A 13,744-nucleotide genomic window follows, 5' to 3' on the forward strand; every position below is an offset into this window, starting at 1 on the left:
TAGCGACTAATCAGATCGCACAAACTGGACTGAGTTCCCTTCCTCCGGTGATCTACTATTCGGAACAGCTATTTAGAATCCTCCCGTCTGAATCATCAAGCCGATTTATTTCTCCCTTATCCGTTTGCACGCGCCGGCGGCACCGGCACAAGGCTTTACACAGTAATGACCATGGTCCCTTGCCCCGTCGCCCTGCGGCGGGAATGGGCAACTGTTGCCGCCATCATGGGGATCGCCCTGCGTGACGCATTCGGCCAGGGAAGATCAACGCGGCCTGACCCTACATCAAAAACGAAAAAGGAGTATCGCCATGAGTGGTACCATCATCAAGTCAGCCAGAAATACCGCCAATGCACCGCAGGATCTGAGCCCCAGCACCCAGAGCGTGGCGTTTTCCCACTACAACAATATCTCCGCCCAGCTGCCGGTCGACCCGAAAACGGGCGCGCTGGTCGCAGGGGATATCAAGGCGCAGGCCAGACAGTGCCTCACCAATATCAAGGCCATCGTCGAGAGCATCGATCATGTGATGGATGACGTGGTCAAAATCACGGTATTTCTCAAAGAGATTGCCGATCTCGACGCGGTCAACGCCGTCTATGGCGAGTTCTTCCCCCACCTGCTGCCGACCCGCACCGTGCTGGCGGTGGCTGGTCTGCCGCTCGGCGCCGCCGTGCAGATGGACGCGCTCATCTCCAACGGTGAAGGCACCTTCCCGCAGGCCCCCTGCCCGCTGCTGAAGCTCTCTCGCAACAGCGACAAGGCGCCGCAGGATCCGCTCTCGACCCATACCGTCGCCTTCTCCCACTACAACAATATCGGTGCCCAGCTGCCGGTCGATGCCGCGTCGGGCCAGCTGGTCGCCGGTGGCATCCAGCAGCAGGCTGGCCAGTGCCTGCGCAACATCAAGCACGTGCTGGAGAGCATCGATGTACCGTTTGACGATATCGTCAAGGTCACCGTCTATCTGACCAGCCTGGCCGATCTGGACGCCGTCAACGAGGTCTACACCACCTTCTTCCCGGACTCCGCCATTGCCCGTGCCGTCGCCTACCTGCCGGCGCGCAGCGTGATCGTGGCCTCCGCCCTGCCGCTCGGCGCCCGGGTGCAGATGGATGCGGTCATCTCCCACGGTGACGGCACCCCGCCGCAGCTGGTGGAAGACAGACACAATCTGGTGATCAGCGCCCGCAATACCGACAAGGCACCGCGCAGCCCGCTGCACACCCAGACCGTCGCCTTCTCCCACTACAACCACATCGCCGGCCAGCTGCCGGTTGATCTGGCCACCGGCAAGATCCTGACCGGTTGTGTCAAGGAGCAGACCGCCCAGTGCCTCGGCCATATCAAGACCATCGTCGAAAGCATCGGCCACGTGATGGACGATATCGTCAAGGTCAATATCCAGGTGAAGAACATCGCGGATCTGGCGGAGGTGGATGCCATCTACACCAAATACTTCCCGGCCTACCTGCCCGCCCGCACCGTGATTGGCGTGAGCGAGCTGCCCGCCGGCGCCCTGGTGCAGATTGATGCGGTGATGTCCAACGCAGAAAGCACCCCGCCGCAGGCATAAGACATGCCCTGAATAATAAAAAGAGACCGGCTAATGGCCGGTCTCTTTTTTGGTAACAGGAAGGGATATTATTTTTATGGCATCGACGCAGATGCGCCAACGTTCGATGACGCTTCGCTAATCGAACCTGCGGGCCAATAACACGCTATCGAATATGTTGCTTCAGTTCAGCTTCCCACTGTTTGAACAATGTAAAGTCACCCTCGGCTCGACTCTTGGCAGCCGTGAACCATTGCACCCCAACCTCATCAGAATGCCTGAACTCCAACCGAAACTCATACTTGGTACTTATCACCAGTGCCAGACATGCACCAATCAAAAATGCGATAGCAGGAAGAATCCACGTAATAACCTGACCTTGTGCATCCGTTGGCACAAATATGAACAGTAGACTGGAAGCAATGGCCCCCAACATAATCATATTGAGTATTTTGTCTTTCCAGGAAAGGACCCGAACCTGTACGTTCGATATTCTTCCCAGATCGTAGCTGTCCTTATTTACTTGTAGTTTCTGTGCTGACTGATTGATGACAATGGAACAAGACATGGGAAACTCCATTTCAGATATACGTCACATGACATTTTTATAATCAAGAACTCTTCATGAAAAACTGACCACCATCCCGACAACCCTGCTGCATGACACCAAGCAGCCAGCAACCATCAAATAGCCCGACGTTGCCAACCAGGCTTGTTCAATGGACGCTACCGAATATTGGTTTATGCCTTGTAATGACAGGGGTAAGCCGCCCAGCATGGTATCGTATGACGCCAAACTTGAAAGCAAATTCAAAAGAAAAAGCGAGATTGATCAAGTAATCGATCTGAATACCTCCCGTATCGGCTCACACGCTATTTCGTCATACCCAAGCAGCCATAAAAAACGCCCTCCATCTTGCGATGGAGGGCGTTTTGTTGTTCCGACTATTGGGCCAGAGTGGCCCAATGATCAGCTATTACAGGGATTCAGCAGTCTCAACCACGTTTTCCACGGTAAAGCCGAATTCCTTGAACAGCAGCTCGGCCGGTGCAGACTCACCGAAGGTGGTCATACCGATGATCTTGCCGCCAAAGCCCACGTACTTGTACCAGTAGTCGGCGATGCCGGCTTCGATGGCCACACGCTTGGTGACGGAGGCCGGCAGGACGGACTCTTTGTACTCGGCAGACTGGGCGTCGAACACGTCGGTGGCCGGCATGGAGACCACGCGCACGGCACGGCCCTTGGCAGTCAGCTGCTCATAGGCGGCCACGGCCAGTTCCACTTCGGAACCGGTGGCGATCAGGATCAGCTCAGGCTTGCCAGCGCAATCCTTCAGCACATAGCCACCCTTGGCGGTATCGGCCAGTTGTTGGGCGCTGCGGTCCATCTGGGCCAGGTTCTGACGAGAGAAGATCAGCGCAGTCGGGCCGTCGGTACGCTCGATGGCGTGCTTCCAGGCGATGGCGGATTCAACCTGGTCACACGGGCGCCAAGTGCTCATGTTCGGGGTCAGACGCAGGGAAGCGATCTGCTCGACCGGCTGGTGAGTCGGGCCATCTTCACCCAGACCGATGGAGTCGTGGGTATAAACGAAGATGGCGCGCTGCTTCATCAGGGCGGCCATGCGCAGGGCATTGCGGGCGTATTCCATAAACATCAGGAAGGTGGCGCCGTAGGGGATGAAACCACCGTGCAGGGCGATACCGTTCATGATGGCGGACATGCCGAACTCGCGTACACCGTAGTGGATGTAGTTGCCGGAGGCATCGTCGTTGGTCAGGGACTTGGAACCGGACCACATGGTCAGGTTGGACGGCGCCAGGTCGGCAGAACCACCCATGAACTCCGGCAGCAGCTTGCCAAAGGCTTCCAGCGAGTTCTGGGAGGCTTTGCGGGTCGCGATCTTGGCCGGGTTGGCTTGCAGGGTTTCGATGATCTTGGCGGATTCAGCGGCCCAGTTGGCCGGCAGTTCGCCAGCGGTACGGCGCTTGAATTCGGCAGCCAGGGTCGGGTGAGCGGCTTCATAGGCGGCGAACTTGGCAGCCCAGTCGGCTTCCAGTTTGGCGCCCTTCTCCTGACCGTTCCACTCGGCAGCGATGTCGGACGGGATAACGAACGGCGCGTGGTCCCACTTCAGGAAGGCACGGGCGGCGGCGATCTCGTCATTGCCCAGCGGTGAGCCGTGGCAGTCGTGGGAGCCGGACTTGTTCGGGGAACCGTAACCGATGATGGTGCGGCAGCAGATCAGGGTCGGCTTGCCGGTCTCGGCCTTGGCGGCTTCGATGGCAGCGTTGATCGCTTCCGGGCTGTGGCCGTCAACGGCGGCAATCACGTGCCAGCCGTAGGCTTCGAAGCGCTTGACGGTGTCATCGGTGAACCAGCCTTCCACGTGACCGTCGATGGAGATGCCGTTGTCATCCCAGAACGCGATCAGTTTGCCCAGTTGCAGGGTACCGGCCAGGGAGCAGGCTTCGTGGGAGATACCTTCCATCAGGCAGCCGTCGCCCATGAAGGCGTAGGTGTAGTGGTCGACGATGTCGTGACCCGGCTGGTTGAACTGCTCGGCCATGGCCTTCTCGGCGATCGCCATGCCGACGGCATTGGTGATGCCCTGACCCAGCGGACCGGTCGTGGTTTCAACGCCCGGCGCGTAACCGTACTCCGGGTGACCCGGGGTGCGAGAGTGCAGCTGGCGGAAGTTTTTCAGATCATCGATGGAGAGGTCATAACCGGAGAGGTGCAGCAGGGAGTACAGCAGCATGGAGCCGTGGCCGTTGGAGAGAATGAAACGGTCGCGGTCGGCCCACTTGGGGTTGTTCGGGTTATGTTTGAGGTGGCTGCGCCACAACACTTCGGCGATATCCGCCATTCCCATGGGGGCGCCCGGGTGACCGGAGTTGGCTTTTTGAACGGCATCCATACTCAATGCGCGAATGGCATTGGCAAGCTCTTTACGAGAAGGCATCTGTATCTCCTGCGATTGCTTCATTTGATGGCCAAGATTAAGGCGCGTTATTGTCCCAGCAGGGGGCGCGGCGTGCAAATATTATCTGGGCGAATAAAGTGGCTTTGGGAGCTCAATCGCTTTTCTTGACAGGGCAAACGATTGAGCCGTAACCGCTTTACACCCCAAATGGGGTAAAGCGCGGATCTTGTTCGGCCAGGGGGCGGTAAAACCAAAATAGTGCTGGCAATCGAGGGGGGCGCTAACTAAAATGGACGTCCAGATGTAGATACCTCTACAATCATCCTATCATCACCCGGTTATTGCTGCGGCGATAACCCCAGACAAGCTGAGAATCCCATCATGGCAAAGCTGTTTACTTCCGAGTCGGTCTCCGAAGGCCATCCCGACAAGATTGCGGACCAGATCTCCGATGCGGTCCTGGACGCCATCCTCAAGCAAGACACCAAGGCCCGTGTCGCCTGCGAGACCCTGGTCAAGACCGGCATGGTCATGGTGGCCGGTGAAGTAACCACCACCGCCTGGGTAGACATCGAGCAGATCGTGCGCGACACCGTGCGCGACATCGGCTACACCCACTCCGACATGGGCTTCGACGCCGACTCCTGCGCCGTGCTGAACGCCATCGGCAAGCAGTCCCCGGACATCAACCAGGGCGTTGACCGCAGCGATCCGCTGGAACAGGGCGCGGGCGACCAGGGCCTGATGTTCGGCTACGCCACCAACGAAACCGACGTGCTGATGCCGGCCCCCATCACCTACTCTCACCTGCTGGTGAAGCGTCAGGCTGAAGTGCGCAAGAACGGCACCCTGCCGTGGCTGCGTCCGGATGCCAAGAGCCAGCTGACCTTCGCCTACGACGACGCCGGCAAGATCATCGGTGTGGACGCCGTGGTGCTCTCTACCCAGCACGCCGAATCCATCAGCCACAAGGATCTGGTGGAAGCGGTGCGCGAAGAGATCATCAAGCCGGTACTGCCGGCCGAGTGGGTCAACAAGGACACCAAATACTTCATCAACCCGACCGGCCGTTTCGTCATCGGCGGCCCGATGGGTGACTGCGGTCTGACCGGTCGCAAGATCATCGTCGACACCTACGGCGGCATGGCCCGTCACGGTGGTGGCGCCTTCTCCGGCAAGGATCCGTCCAAGGTTGACCGCTCCGCTGCCTACGCCGCCCGCTACGTGGCCAAGAACATCGTCGCCGCCGGTCTGGCCGATCGCTGTGAAATCCAGATCTCCTACGCCATCGGCGTGGCCGAACCGACCTCCATCAGCGTCGAAACCTTCGGCACTGCCAAGGTTGCCGAGGATCTGCTGGTCAAGCTGGTACGCGAGCACTTCGAGCTGCGTCCGTACGGCCTGATCCAGATGCTGGATCTGAAGCGCCCGATCTACCAGGCCACTGCCGCCTACGGTCACTTCGGTCGCAACGAGTTCCCGTGGGAGCAGACCGACAAGGCCGAACAGCTGCGTTCCGCCGCCGGTCTGTAAGCGTCACGCTTGTGGTATAAAGGGGAGCCGGGCTCCCCTTTTGCTTGTCCGCCATTTGCCGAGAACCCGATGTCCCTCACCGCCACCCGCCTCGATCCCGCCCTGCACCAGCAGTTGCTCGCCCGTGTCGACGCCTGTTTTGTGCAGGCCGAAGCGCGCCTTGGCCGCCCCTTTCCCCGCCCGCAAGTTCATTGCAACATGCGCGGTCGGGCGGCGGGATCGGCGCGGCTGCAAACCTGGGAGCTGCGCTTCAACCCGGCCCTCTACCAGGCCAACCAGCAGGCGTTTCTGGTCGAGGTGGTGCCCCACGAGGTGGCCCACCTGCTGGTTTATGCCCTGTGGGGCGAAGGGCGTGGCAGATCGCGGGTGCTGCCCCACGGCCGCCAGTGGCAATCGGTGATGCGGGAGGTGTTCGGCCTTGAGCCCAGAACCACCCACAGCTTCGATCTGGCGGTCCTGGCGCAGCCGACCATCCCCTATCGCTGCCTCTGCCAGCAGCATCAGCTGTCGGTGCGTCGCCACAACAAGGTGGTGCGCGGCGAGGCCCGCTACCACTGCCGCCGCTGCAAGCAACCGCTGGAGCGGGTTGGCTCGTCGCAGTAAGCCAGCCGGTGTCGCGCCCCTGTGCTAGGGTGCCTCTCTGATTTTTCCGCCAACCATCTCATTGCCAAGGATCACCATGTTTCGTCCCCTGCTCTCTCTCGCCCTGACCCTGCTGGTCAGTCTGCCCCTGCATGCCCAGACCTTTCGCGCCGCCAAACAGGATCTGAACCGCCTCTATCAGGATCACCCGGTCACCTTCTATTGCGGCTGCAAGATTGACTATCAGGGCAAGAAAATGAGCCCGGATCTGGCCAGCTGCGGCTATGAGCCGCGCAAGCAGCCCAAGCGCGCCGCCCGCATCGAGTGGGAGCACGTGGTGCCGGCCTGGGAGTTCGGCCACCAGCTGCAGTGCTGGCAGCAGGGCGGTCGCAAGAATTGCGGCAAGAGCGACGAGTTCAACCAGATGGAAGGGGACATGCACAACCTCTTCCCCGCCATCGGCGAGGTGAACGGCGATCGCGCCAACTTCCGCTTCTCCGACTGGAATGGCACCCCGGATCAGTACGGCCAGTGCCGGATGCTGGTGGACTTCAAAAATCGCCAGGTGCAGCCGCCCAAGGGGCTGGTACGCGGCCAGATCGCCCGCGCCTACCTCTACATGAGCCAGCAGTATGGGCTGCGTCTGGCGGCGCAACAGCGTAAACTGTTCGAAGCCTGGGACAGGCAGTACCCGGCCGACGGCTGGGAGTGCGAGCGCAACCGCCGCATTGGCAAGCTGCAGGGCAATACCAACCCCTTTATTGAAAAGCAGTGCCGATAACCCCATCTATGGGCACAAGGGATTTAAACCCCCTCTTCTTGAACCAGAGACTGACACTGAGCCATGCGCATTCCACGTATCTATGAACCGGCCGCCCTGCAGGTGGGCCAGACCCTCGCCCTGTCGGAAGACGGTGCCAACCACATCGGCCGGGTGCTGCGCATGCAGCCGGGTCAGCAGCTCGAGCTGTTCAACGGCGACGGCAACCAGTACCCCGCCACCATCGCCAATGTGGGCAAGAAGTCGGTGGAAGTGACCATCGACAGTTGCGACACCCGCTCGGTGGAATCCCCGCTGGCCATCCACCTCGGTCAGGTGATCAGCCGCGGCGACAAGATGGACTTCACTATCCAGAAATCGGTGGAGCTGGGCGTCACCTGCATCACCCCGCTCTTCTCCGAGCGCTGCGGCGTCAAGCTGCCGGCCGATCGGCTGGAGAAAAAACGCGAGCAGTGGCAGAAGGTGGTGATCAGCGCCTGCGAGCAGTGCGGCCGCAATACCGTGCCCGAGGTGCGCATGCCGATGGAGCTCGACGCCTGGCTGGCGGAAGAGACCAACGAACTCAAGCTCAACCTGCACCCGCGCGCCCCTTACAGCATCAACACCCTGCCCATCCCTGAGCACGGCGTGCGCCTGCTGATCGGCCCGGAAGGGGGCTTGTCGAGCGACGAGATCGCCCGTACCGTGCAGGAAGATTTCAAAGAGATGCTGCTGGGGCCGCGGGTGCTGCGCACCGAAACCGCCGCCCTGACGGCGATTACTGCGCTGCAGTGCCGCTTTGGCGATCTCGCTTGATACCATGGGCCGCATCGAGCAGCCGCACGGCAACCTCGATGCAGCCGCAAGCGGCCGATTACGCTGCGCTAATCGACCCTACAACCCCCTCGAGCCATTAAGAAGGAACAGCGGATGACCATTAAACTCGGCATCGTGATGGACCCCATCTCGGCCATCAACATCAAGAAGGACTCCAGCTTCGCCATGCTCGAAGAGGCGCAAAAGCGCGGCTACGAGCTGTTCTATCTGGAGATGAAAGACCTCTACATGGAGGCCGGTCGTGCCTTCGGCACCATGCGTCCGCTCACCGTCAAATATGACTATGCCGACTGGTACACGCTGGGCGAGGTGGTGGATCAGCCGCTCTCCAGCCTGGACGTGATCCTGATGCGCAAGGATCCCCCCTTCGACACCGAGTTCATCTACGCCACCTATATGCTGGAGCGGGCCGAGGATGAAGGCTGCCTCATCGTCAACAAGCCGCAGAGCCTGCGCGACGCCAACGAGAAGCTCTACACCGCCTGGTTTGCCGAGCACACTCCGACCACGCTCGTCACTCGCAGAGCCGACAAGCTGCGCGCCTTCCACGCCAAGCACAAGGACGTGATCCTCAAGCCGCTGGACGGCATGGGCGGCGCCTCCATCTTCCGCATGAAGGAGGATGACGCCAACGTCGGCGTCATCATCGAGACCCTCACCGAGCACGGCAGCCAGTACTGCATGGCGCAGACCTATCTGCCCGCCATCAAGGATGGTGACAAGCGGGTGCTGGTGGTAGACGGTGAGCCGGTGCCCTACTGCCTGGCTCGCATCCCGGCCCAGGGGGAGACCCGTGGCAACCTGGCGGCCGGTGGCCGTGGCGAAGCGCGTCCCTTGAGCGAAGCCGACTGGGCCATCGCCCGCGCGGTGGGCCCGACGCTGAAAGAGAAGGGGCTTATCTTCGTCGGCCTCGACATCATCGGTGATCGGCTGACCGAGATTAACGTCACCAGCCCGACCTGCATCCGCGAGATTGAAGCGGCCTTCGACGTGCATATCACCGGCATGCTGATGGATGCCATCGAGCGCCGGCTGGCCAAGGCTTGAGCGGCCCCAGCCCTGCTACGACCACAGGCGATAAACAACAGAGGCGGCCCCGGGGCCGCCTCTTTTCTATCCTGTTTTTTTCCATCCTGCCTTTGCTCTTTCCTGCCTCTCCCCGTCAGCAGCGGAACTGCCCCACCTTCACCTTGAGTTCGCTGGAGAGCTGTTCCAGCTCGTGGCAACTCTGGTTCAACTGGGAGGCGGCCTGTGTCGATTCGCTGGCGATGTGGGCGATATTGACCACATTGCGGCTGATGTCCTCGGCCACCTTGCTCTGCTCCTCCGCCGCCGTGGCGATGTGGGTATTCATCTCGTTGATCACGTTGACCGAACTGACTATCTCGCCAAGCGCCTGACCGCAGGCCAGCACGGTGCGGTTGGACTGTTCCACCTGATCCAGTCCCAGCTCCATGCTGGACGCCGCCTGAGTGGCCCCCTGCTGCAACTTGACGATGGTCTTGCCGATCTCCTCGGTGGAGCGCTGGGTACGCTGGGCCAGGGTGCGCACCTCGTCGGCCACCACCGCAAACCCCCGCCCCTGATCGCCAGCCCGCGCCGCCTCGATGGCGGCGTTGAGCGCCAGCAGGTTGGTCTGCTCGGCGATGCCGCGAATGGCATCCATCACGCTGCTGATATTGCGGCTGTCATCGGCCAGCTGGGTGATCATGGCGGCGGTGTTCTGGATCTGGGACGACAGCCCCGACATGCACTGGATGGCGTCCGCCACTATCTGGTGACCGTGACGGGCACTCCCGTCGGCATGGCGCGCCGCATCGGCAGCGTTGTTGGAGCTGTTGGCCACTTCCGCCACGGTCGCGCTCATCTGGTTCATGGCGGTCGCGGTCTGATCGGTCTCGGCCTGCTGCTGGGCGAAGCGCTGGCGGCTCTCGACGCCGATATGAGCCAGCTGGGCCGACTCCCTAGCGAGCTGCTCCGCCATGCCGTTGATCTGGGTGATGAGCTCGCGAAAATGGCAGATCACGTCGTTGAGGGAGTGGGCCAGCCCGCCCATCTCGTCCTTGCGCAGCACAGGTGCCAGCTTGCTCAGATCGAGATCCGTCTGCATGCCACGCAAGATCCCGCCCATGGCAGCCAGGGGCTGGCTGACGCTGCGCCCGGCCCACACCCCGAAGAACAGGATGCAGGCGCTGCCGACCACCAGCAGCAAGATAAACAGCCGGTTGAGCTGCACCCTGAGCCCGTTGAGCTCGGTCATGTTCTTCTCGGCCTCCTTCAGCTGGTACTCCACCAGGGCGCTGATCCCGTCGCTGACCGGGTCGATCACCCGATAGAGCGGCATGATATGGGCGGCCAGCTGACCCTGATTGCTCCCCTGCATGTCGGCCAGGATCTGCATCACCGTCTCAATCTCCCGGTCTGCCGCCGCAAACAGCCCCTGCATCTGGTCGGCTTCCCGCTGCTCCGTCTGGCTCATCGGCTGACTGCGGTAGCCCTGCCAGATGCGCTTGATCTCCTGCTGGGCGGCGCTCATGTCCGCGCGCGATCTGGCGGGGTCGAAGCCCCCCACATTGGCCTTGTTGGCTGCATCGATCACCTTGACCGCGTAGAGATCGGCGATCTGCTTGAGTTCCTTGAGCTGCACCACCTCCCCCTGATACATGCTGTTCATGCCAGCCATCAGCTGGGACATTGCCTGGACAGCCCCGATCACCAGCAGCACCAATGCCAGCAGGGGTACCACACAGCCCAGGATCAACTTCTGTCTGATCGAAATACCTTCCATGGTGTTATCTCCATCCTGACTGCGGCGGGGAACCGGCCCGCAAGCGGTAAAAAGCGGTTTTGCCCGCCTCGGCGAACTGCCATAATTGACCCAAATACCTTTGCAATATTTGGCCCATATGCAAACACTGCAAAATCACTTCCTGCTCGCCATGCCGAGCCTCTCCGATCCTTATTTCGAGCGTTCGCTGGTCTACCTGTGCGAACACAGCGAAGAGGGTGCCATGGGGCTGGTGGTCAACATCCCGGTGGACATGTCGCTGGATGCCATGCTGACCCAGCTCAAACTGGCGCCGCCCCCCAGCCCCGAGCTCAAGCAGCCGGTGCTGCAGGGAGGGCCGGTGCACGCCGACCGCGGCTTCGTGCTGCACAGCTTCCGACCCGGCTTCAATTCCACTCTGCAGGTGGGAGACGAGCTCATGGTCACCACTTCCAAGGATATATTGGAAACCCTCGGTACCGAGGAGGCCCCCGCCCACTGGCTGGTGGCACTCGGGTATGCCGGCTGGAGCGCCGGCCAGCTGGAGCAGGAGCTGGTCGACGGTGCCTGGCTGGTGATCCCGCCCAATCCGGATCTGGTGTTCAAGACCCCGATCCATCAGCGTTGGCAGCAGGCCGCCGCCAGCATAGGGGTCAACCCCATCCATCTATCCAGCGACATCGGCCACAGCTGATGCCGTTTGCCACGCATTTCGCGAGGCATTTTGAGGAATCAATGCAATGTCATCACGCAGTATCATGGGCTTTGACTACGGCACCAAAAGCATAGGGGTGGCCATCGGTCAGGAGCTTACCGGCACGGCCCAACCCCTGCGCGCCATCAAGGCCAACGACGGCATCCCCAACTGGGACGACATCGACAAGCTGCTCAAGGAGTGGCAACCGGATCTGCTGGTTGTCGGCCTGCCGCTCAACATGGACGGCACCGAACAGGAGATCACGGTACGGGCCCGCAAATTCGGCAACCGGCTGCACGGCCGCTTCGGCAAGCAGGTGGAGTTCAAGGACGAGCGGCTCACCACCACGGATGCGCGGGCGCGTCTGTTCGAGCGGGGGGGTTATCGGGCGCTGGAGAAAGGCAGCGTGGACGGAGTCTCCGCCCAGCTCATTCTGGAAGCCTGGATGGAAGAGCAGTACGGTTGACAGACGGGGGAGAGGCAGGTCAATCCTGCCCCTCCCCCATGCCTGCATCAGGCCTTGGCCTGTTGCGAGAGCAGATCCCCCCCTTCTTCACCCTGACCGGCATGCATCATGCGGTTGAGCCAGGGCACCATCAGCGCCATCACCACCGCCACCAGCAGGGTCACCAGCCCAATCTTGCCAAACACGTCCGTGTAGATGGGCAGGGTCTGCAGCGGATCGGTCACCCCTTGCGGCACGGCGGTAAAGGTCGCCACATAGCCCCCCAGCAAAGAGGCCATCGCCTGGGTCAGGAACCACATCCCGAGGATGAAGCCCATCAGCCGCTGCGGCACCAATGCCGCCACCATGGCCAGCCCCAGGGCGCTGATCATCAGCTCTCCCAGACTCTGGAACAGATAAATGAGCACCATGAACCAGGGTGAGGTGAGCCCCTGTGCATCGGCAAACCAGATGCCGGACGCCGCCGCGGTGAGAAAGCCGAGGGAGCAGAACAGCATGCCCAGGGTGAACTTGAGGGGCATGGTGAGATCCCGCCCCTTGCTGCCCAGCCGGGTATAGATCATCGCCAGCACCGGGCTGCCGACCACCACCCAGAAGGGGTTGAGCGCCTGGAAGCTGATGGGGTTGACGCTCATCCCCAGCATCTCGTGATGCATGTTGTTGATGGCAAAGAAGTTGAGCGAGGTCGGCATCTGGGCGTAGAGCACGTAGAACACCACGGCTTCCAGCATCAGCACGAAGGCCACGTACATCTTGTTGCGAGCCACCGCATCGAGCTTGAAGGCCTCGCGAAAGAAGAAGATCACCACGGCCAGGGTCACCGTCATCAGCACCATGTTGGCGATCACCACGTGGTGCATCAGCCAGGCGCAGAAGAAGACCAACGCCACCGACCCCAGCAAGACCAGCAGCAGCTTGCCGTAATCGAGCGGTAGATGGTCGGGTTCGGAGCCGATGTCCCTGACCATGTGACGACAGGCGAAGAAGGTCAGCAGCGCGATGACCAGACCCACCCCGCACAGGTTGTAGGTCACCGTATAGCCGTAGTGATCGGCGATGACCGGTGCCAGCGACAGCGAGATGAGCGAGCCGATGTTGATCGACATGTAGAACAGGGTGAAGGCCCCATCTAGCCGGGGATCGCCGCGCTCATAGCACTTGGCGAGCAGGCTGGCGGGGTTGGCCTTGAACAGGCAGTTGCCGACCGCGATGGTACCCAGTGCATAGAAGATGAGGTCGGGATTGTAGATGGACATGCCGGTCATGAAATAGCCGATGACCAACACGATGGCCCCCAGCACCATGGTGCGCTTGGTGCCCAGCACATGGTCGCCCACATAGCCGCCCACCGAGATGAGGCCATATACCAGTGCCGAGAAGGCACCGAAGGTGATGAACGACTGCTCCTGTGAGAATCCCAGTTGCTGGACGAAGAACACCGCCAGGATCCCCTGGACGCCGTAATAACCGAAGCGCTCCCAGAGTTCGACGAAGAAGATCATGAAAAAGGGTTTGGGCTGTTGCAACAACCCGGTCGGGGCCGATGGACGCATGCTAACCTACCTGTCTTGGTGTTTTTTATTGGTGTGATATGGGGCCGCCGCACGGATAAGTGTG

The 13,744-nt window shown here is 61.0% G+C and carries 12 protein-coding genes; 8 read left to right on the plus strand and 4 right to left on the minus strand.

Annotated elements, in window-relative coordinates:
- Positions 1-310: 310 nt before the first annotated feature.
- Positions 311-1,576 carry a RidA family protein gene (locus PG899_RS10445; protein WP_190283955.1) on the plus strand — a complete coding sequence of 422 codons (1,266 nt, stop codon included), beginning with the start codon at positions 311-313 and terminating at the stop codon, positions 1,574-1,576.
- A gap of 145 nt (positions 1,577-1,721) precedes the next feature.
- Here the strand turns inward: PG899_RS10445 and PG899_RS10450 are convergent, their stop codons facing one another.
- A complete protein-coding gene (locus tag PG899_RS10450; RefSeq protein ID WP_190283954.1) occupies positions 1,722-2,123 on the minus strand; it encodes a hypothetical protein in 402 nt (133 codons plus the stop codon).
- A gap of 409 nt (positions 2,124-2,532) precedes the next feature.
- Positions 2,533-4,524, minus strand: a complete 1,992-nt coding sequence (gene tkt, locus PG899_RS10455; protein ID WP_190283953.1) for a transketolase — start codon at positions 4,522-4,524, stop codon at positions 2,533-2,535.
- 342 nt (positions 4,525-4,866) lie between these two features.
- Between tkt and metK the strand changes: the two genes are divergently transcribed.
- The 5 genes from metK to gshB all read left to right on the plus strand — a co-directional run bounded on the left by metK (position 4,867) and on the right by gshB (position 9,244).
- Positions 4,867-6,018 carry a methionine adenosyltransferase gene (gene metK / locus PG899_RS10460; protein ID WP_043160024.1) on the plus strand — a complete coding sequence of 384 codons (1,152 nt, stop codon included), beginning with the start codon at positions 4,867-4,869 and terminating at the stop codon, positions 6,016-6,018.
- Positions 6,019-6,087: 69 nt separating this feature from the next.
- Positions 6,088-6,621: a SprT family zinc-dependent metalloprotease gene (locus tag PG899_RS10465; RefSeq protein ID WP_190283952.1), complete on the plus strand. Its 534-nt coding sequence runs from the start codon at positions 6,088-6,090 to the stop codon at positions 6,619-6,621.
- A gap of 76 nt (positions 6,622-6,697) precedes the next feature.
- Positions 6,698-7,381 carry an endonuclease gene (locus PG899_RS10470; protein ID WP_016351587.1) on the plus strand — a complete coding sequence of 228 codons (684 nt, stop codon included), beginning with the start codon at positions 6,698-6,700 and terminating at the stop codon, positions 7,379-7,381.
- A 63-nt stretch (positions 7,382-7,444) separates the two neighbouring features.
- Complete coding sequence (gene rsmE, locus PG899_RS10475) at positions 7,445-8,176, plus strand: 16S rRNA (uracil(1498)-N(3))-methyltransferase (protein ID WP_041216407.1); 732 nt, start codon at positions 7,445-7,447, stop codon at positions 8,174-8,176.
- Between the two features lie 114 nt (positions 8,177-8,290).
- Entirely contained in the window at positions 8,291-9,244 is a 954-nt protein-coding gene (gshB, locus tag PG899_RS10480) for a glutathione synthase (protein WP_017409164.1), read from the plus strand.
- 115 nt (positions 9,245-9,359) lie between these two features.
- On the opposite strand, the gene PG899_RS10485 is transcribed toward gshB, so the two are convergent.
- Positions 9,360-10,985, minus strand: coding sequence for a methyl-accepting chemotaxis protein (locus tag PG899_RS10485; protein ID WP_270697357.1), 1,626 nt, complete (start codon positions 10,983-10,985; stop codon positions 9,360-9,362).
- Between the two features lie 118 nt (positions 10,986-11,103).
- Here PG899_RS10485 and PG899_RS10490 point away from each other — a divergent pair, with 118 nt between their 5' ends.
- Positions 11,104-11,658, plus strand: coding sequence for a YqgE/AlgH family protein (locus tag PG899_RS10490; RefSeq protein ID WP_016351591.1), 555 nt, complete (start codon positions 11,104-11,106; stop codon positions 11,656-11,658).
- 46 nt (positions 11,659-11,704) lie between these two features.
- Positions 11,705-12,127 carry a Holliday junction resolvase RuvX gene (gene ruvX, locus PG899_RS10495; protein WP_011706917.1) on the plus strand — a complete coding sequence of 141 codons (423 nt, stop codon included), beginning with the start codon at positions 11,705-11,707 and terminating at the stop codon, positions 12,125-12,127.
- Between the two features lie 47 nt (positions 12,128-12,174).
- Here ruvX and dtpB read toward each other — a convergent pair whose 3' ends face one another.
- Positions 12,175-13,680, minus strand: coding sequence for a dipeptide/tripeptide permease DtpB (gene dtpB / locus PG899_RS10500; RefSeq protein WP_029299394.1), 1,506 nt, complete (start codon positions 13,678-13,680; stop codon positions 12,175-12,177).
- Positions 13,681-13,744 lie beyond the last annotated feature (64 nt).

The sequence above is a fragment of the Aeromonas sp. QDB39 genome, from assembly GCF_027707585.1.
GTDB lineage: Bacteria > Pseudomonadota > Gammaproteobacteria > Enterobacterales > Aeromonadaceae > Aeromonas > Aeromonas hydrophila.

Coding starts and splice junctions, on each gene's coding strand:
- PG899_RS10450 (WP_190283954.1), bottom strand. CDS start 2,123: ATGTCTTGTTCCATTGTCATCAATCAGTCAGCACAGAAACTACAAGTA.
- tkt (WP_190283953.1), bottom strand. CDS start 4,524: ATGCCTTCTCGTAAAGAGCTTGCCAATGCCATTCGCGCATTGAGTATG.
- PG899_RS10445 (WP_190283955.1), top strand. CDS start 311: ATGAGTGGTACCATCATCAAGTCAGCCAGAAATACCGCCAATGCACCG.
- dtpB (WP_029299394.1), bottom strand. CDS start 13,680: ATGCGTCCATCGGCCCCGACCGGGTTGTTGCAACAGCCCAAACCCTTT.
- PG899_RS10465 (WP_190283952.1), top strand. CDS start 6,088: ATGTCCCTCACCGCCACCCGCCTCGATCCCGCCCTGCACCAGCAGTTG.
- PG899_RS10490 (WP_016351591.1), top strand. CDS start 11,104: ATGCAAACACTGCAAAATCACTTCCTGCTCGCCATGCCGAGCCTCTCC.
- ruvX (WP_011706917.1), top strand. CDS start 11,705: ATGTCATCACGCAGTATCATGGGCTTTGACTACGGCACCAAAAGCATA.
- metK (WP_043160024.1), top strand. CDS start 4,867: ATGGCAAAGCTGTTTACTTCCGAGTCGGTCTCCGAAGGCCATCCCGAC.
- gshB (WP_017409164.1), top strand. CDS start 8,291: ATGACCATTAAACTCGGCATCGTGATGGACCCCATCTCGGCCATCAAC.
- rsmE (WP_041216407.1), top strand. CDS start 7,445: ATGCGCATTCCACGTATCTATGAACCGGCCGCCCTGCAGGTGGGCCAG.
- PG899_RS10470 (WP_016351587.1), top strand. CDS start 6,698: ATGTTTCGTCCCCTGCTCTCTCTCGCCCTGACCCTGCTGGTCAGTCTG.
- PG899_RS10485 (WP_270697357.1), bottom strand. CDS start 10,985: ATGGAAGGTATTTCGATCAGACAGAAGTTGATCCTGGGCTGTGTGGTA.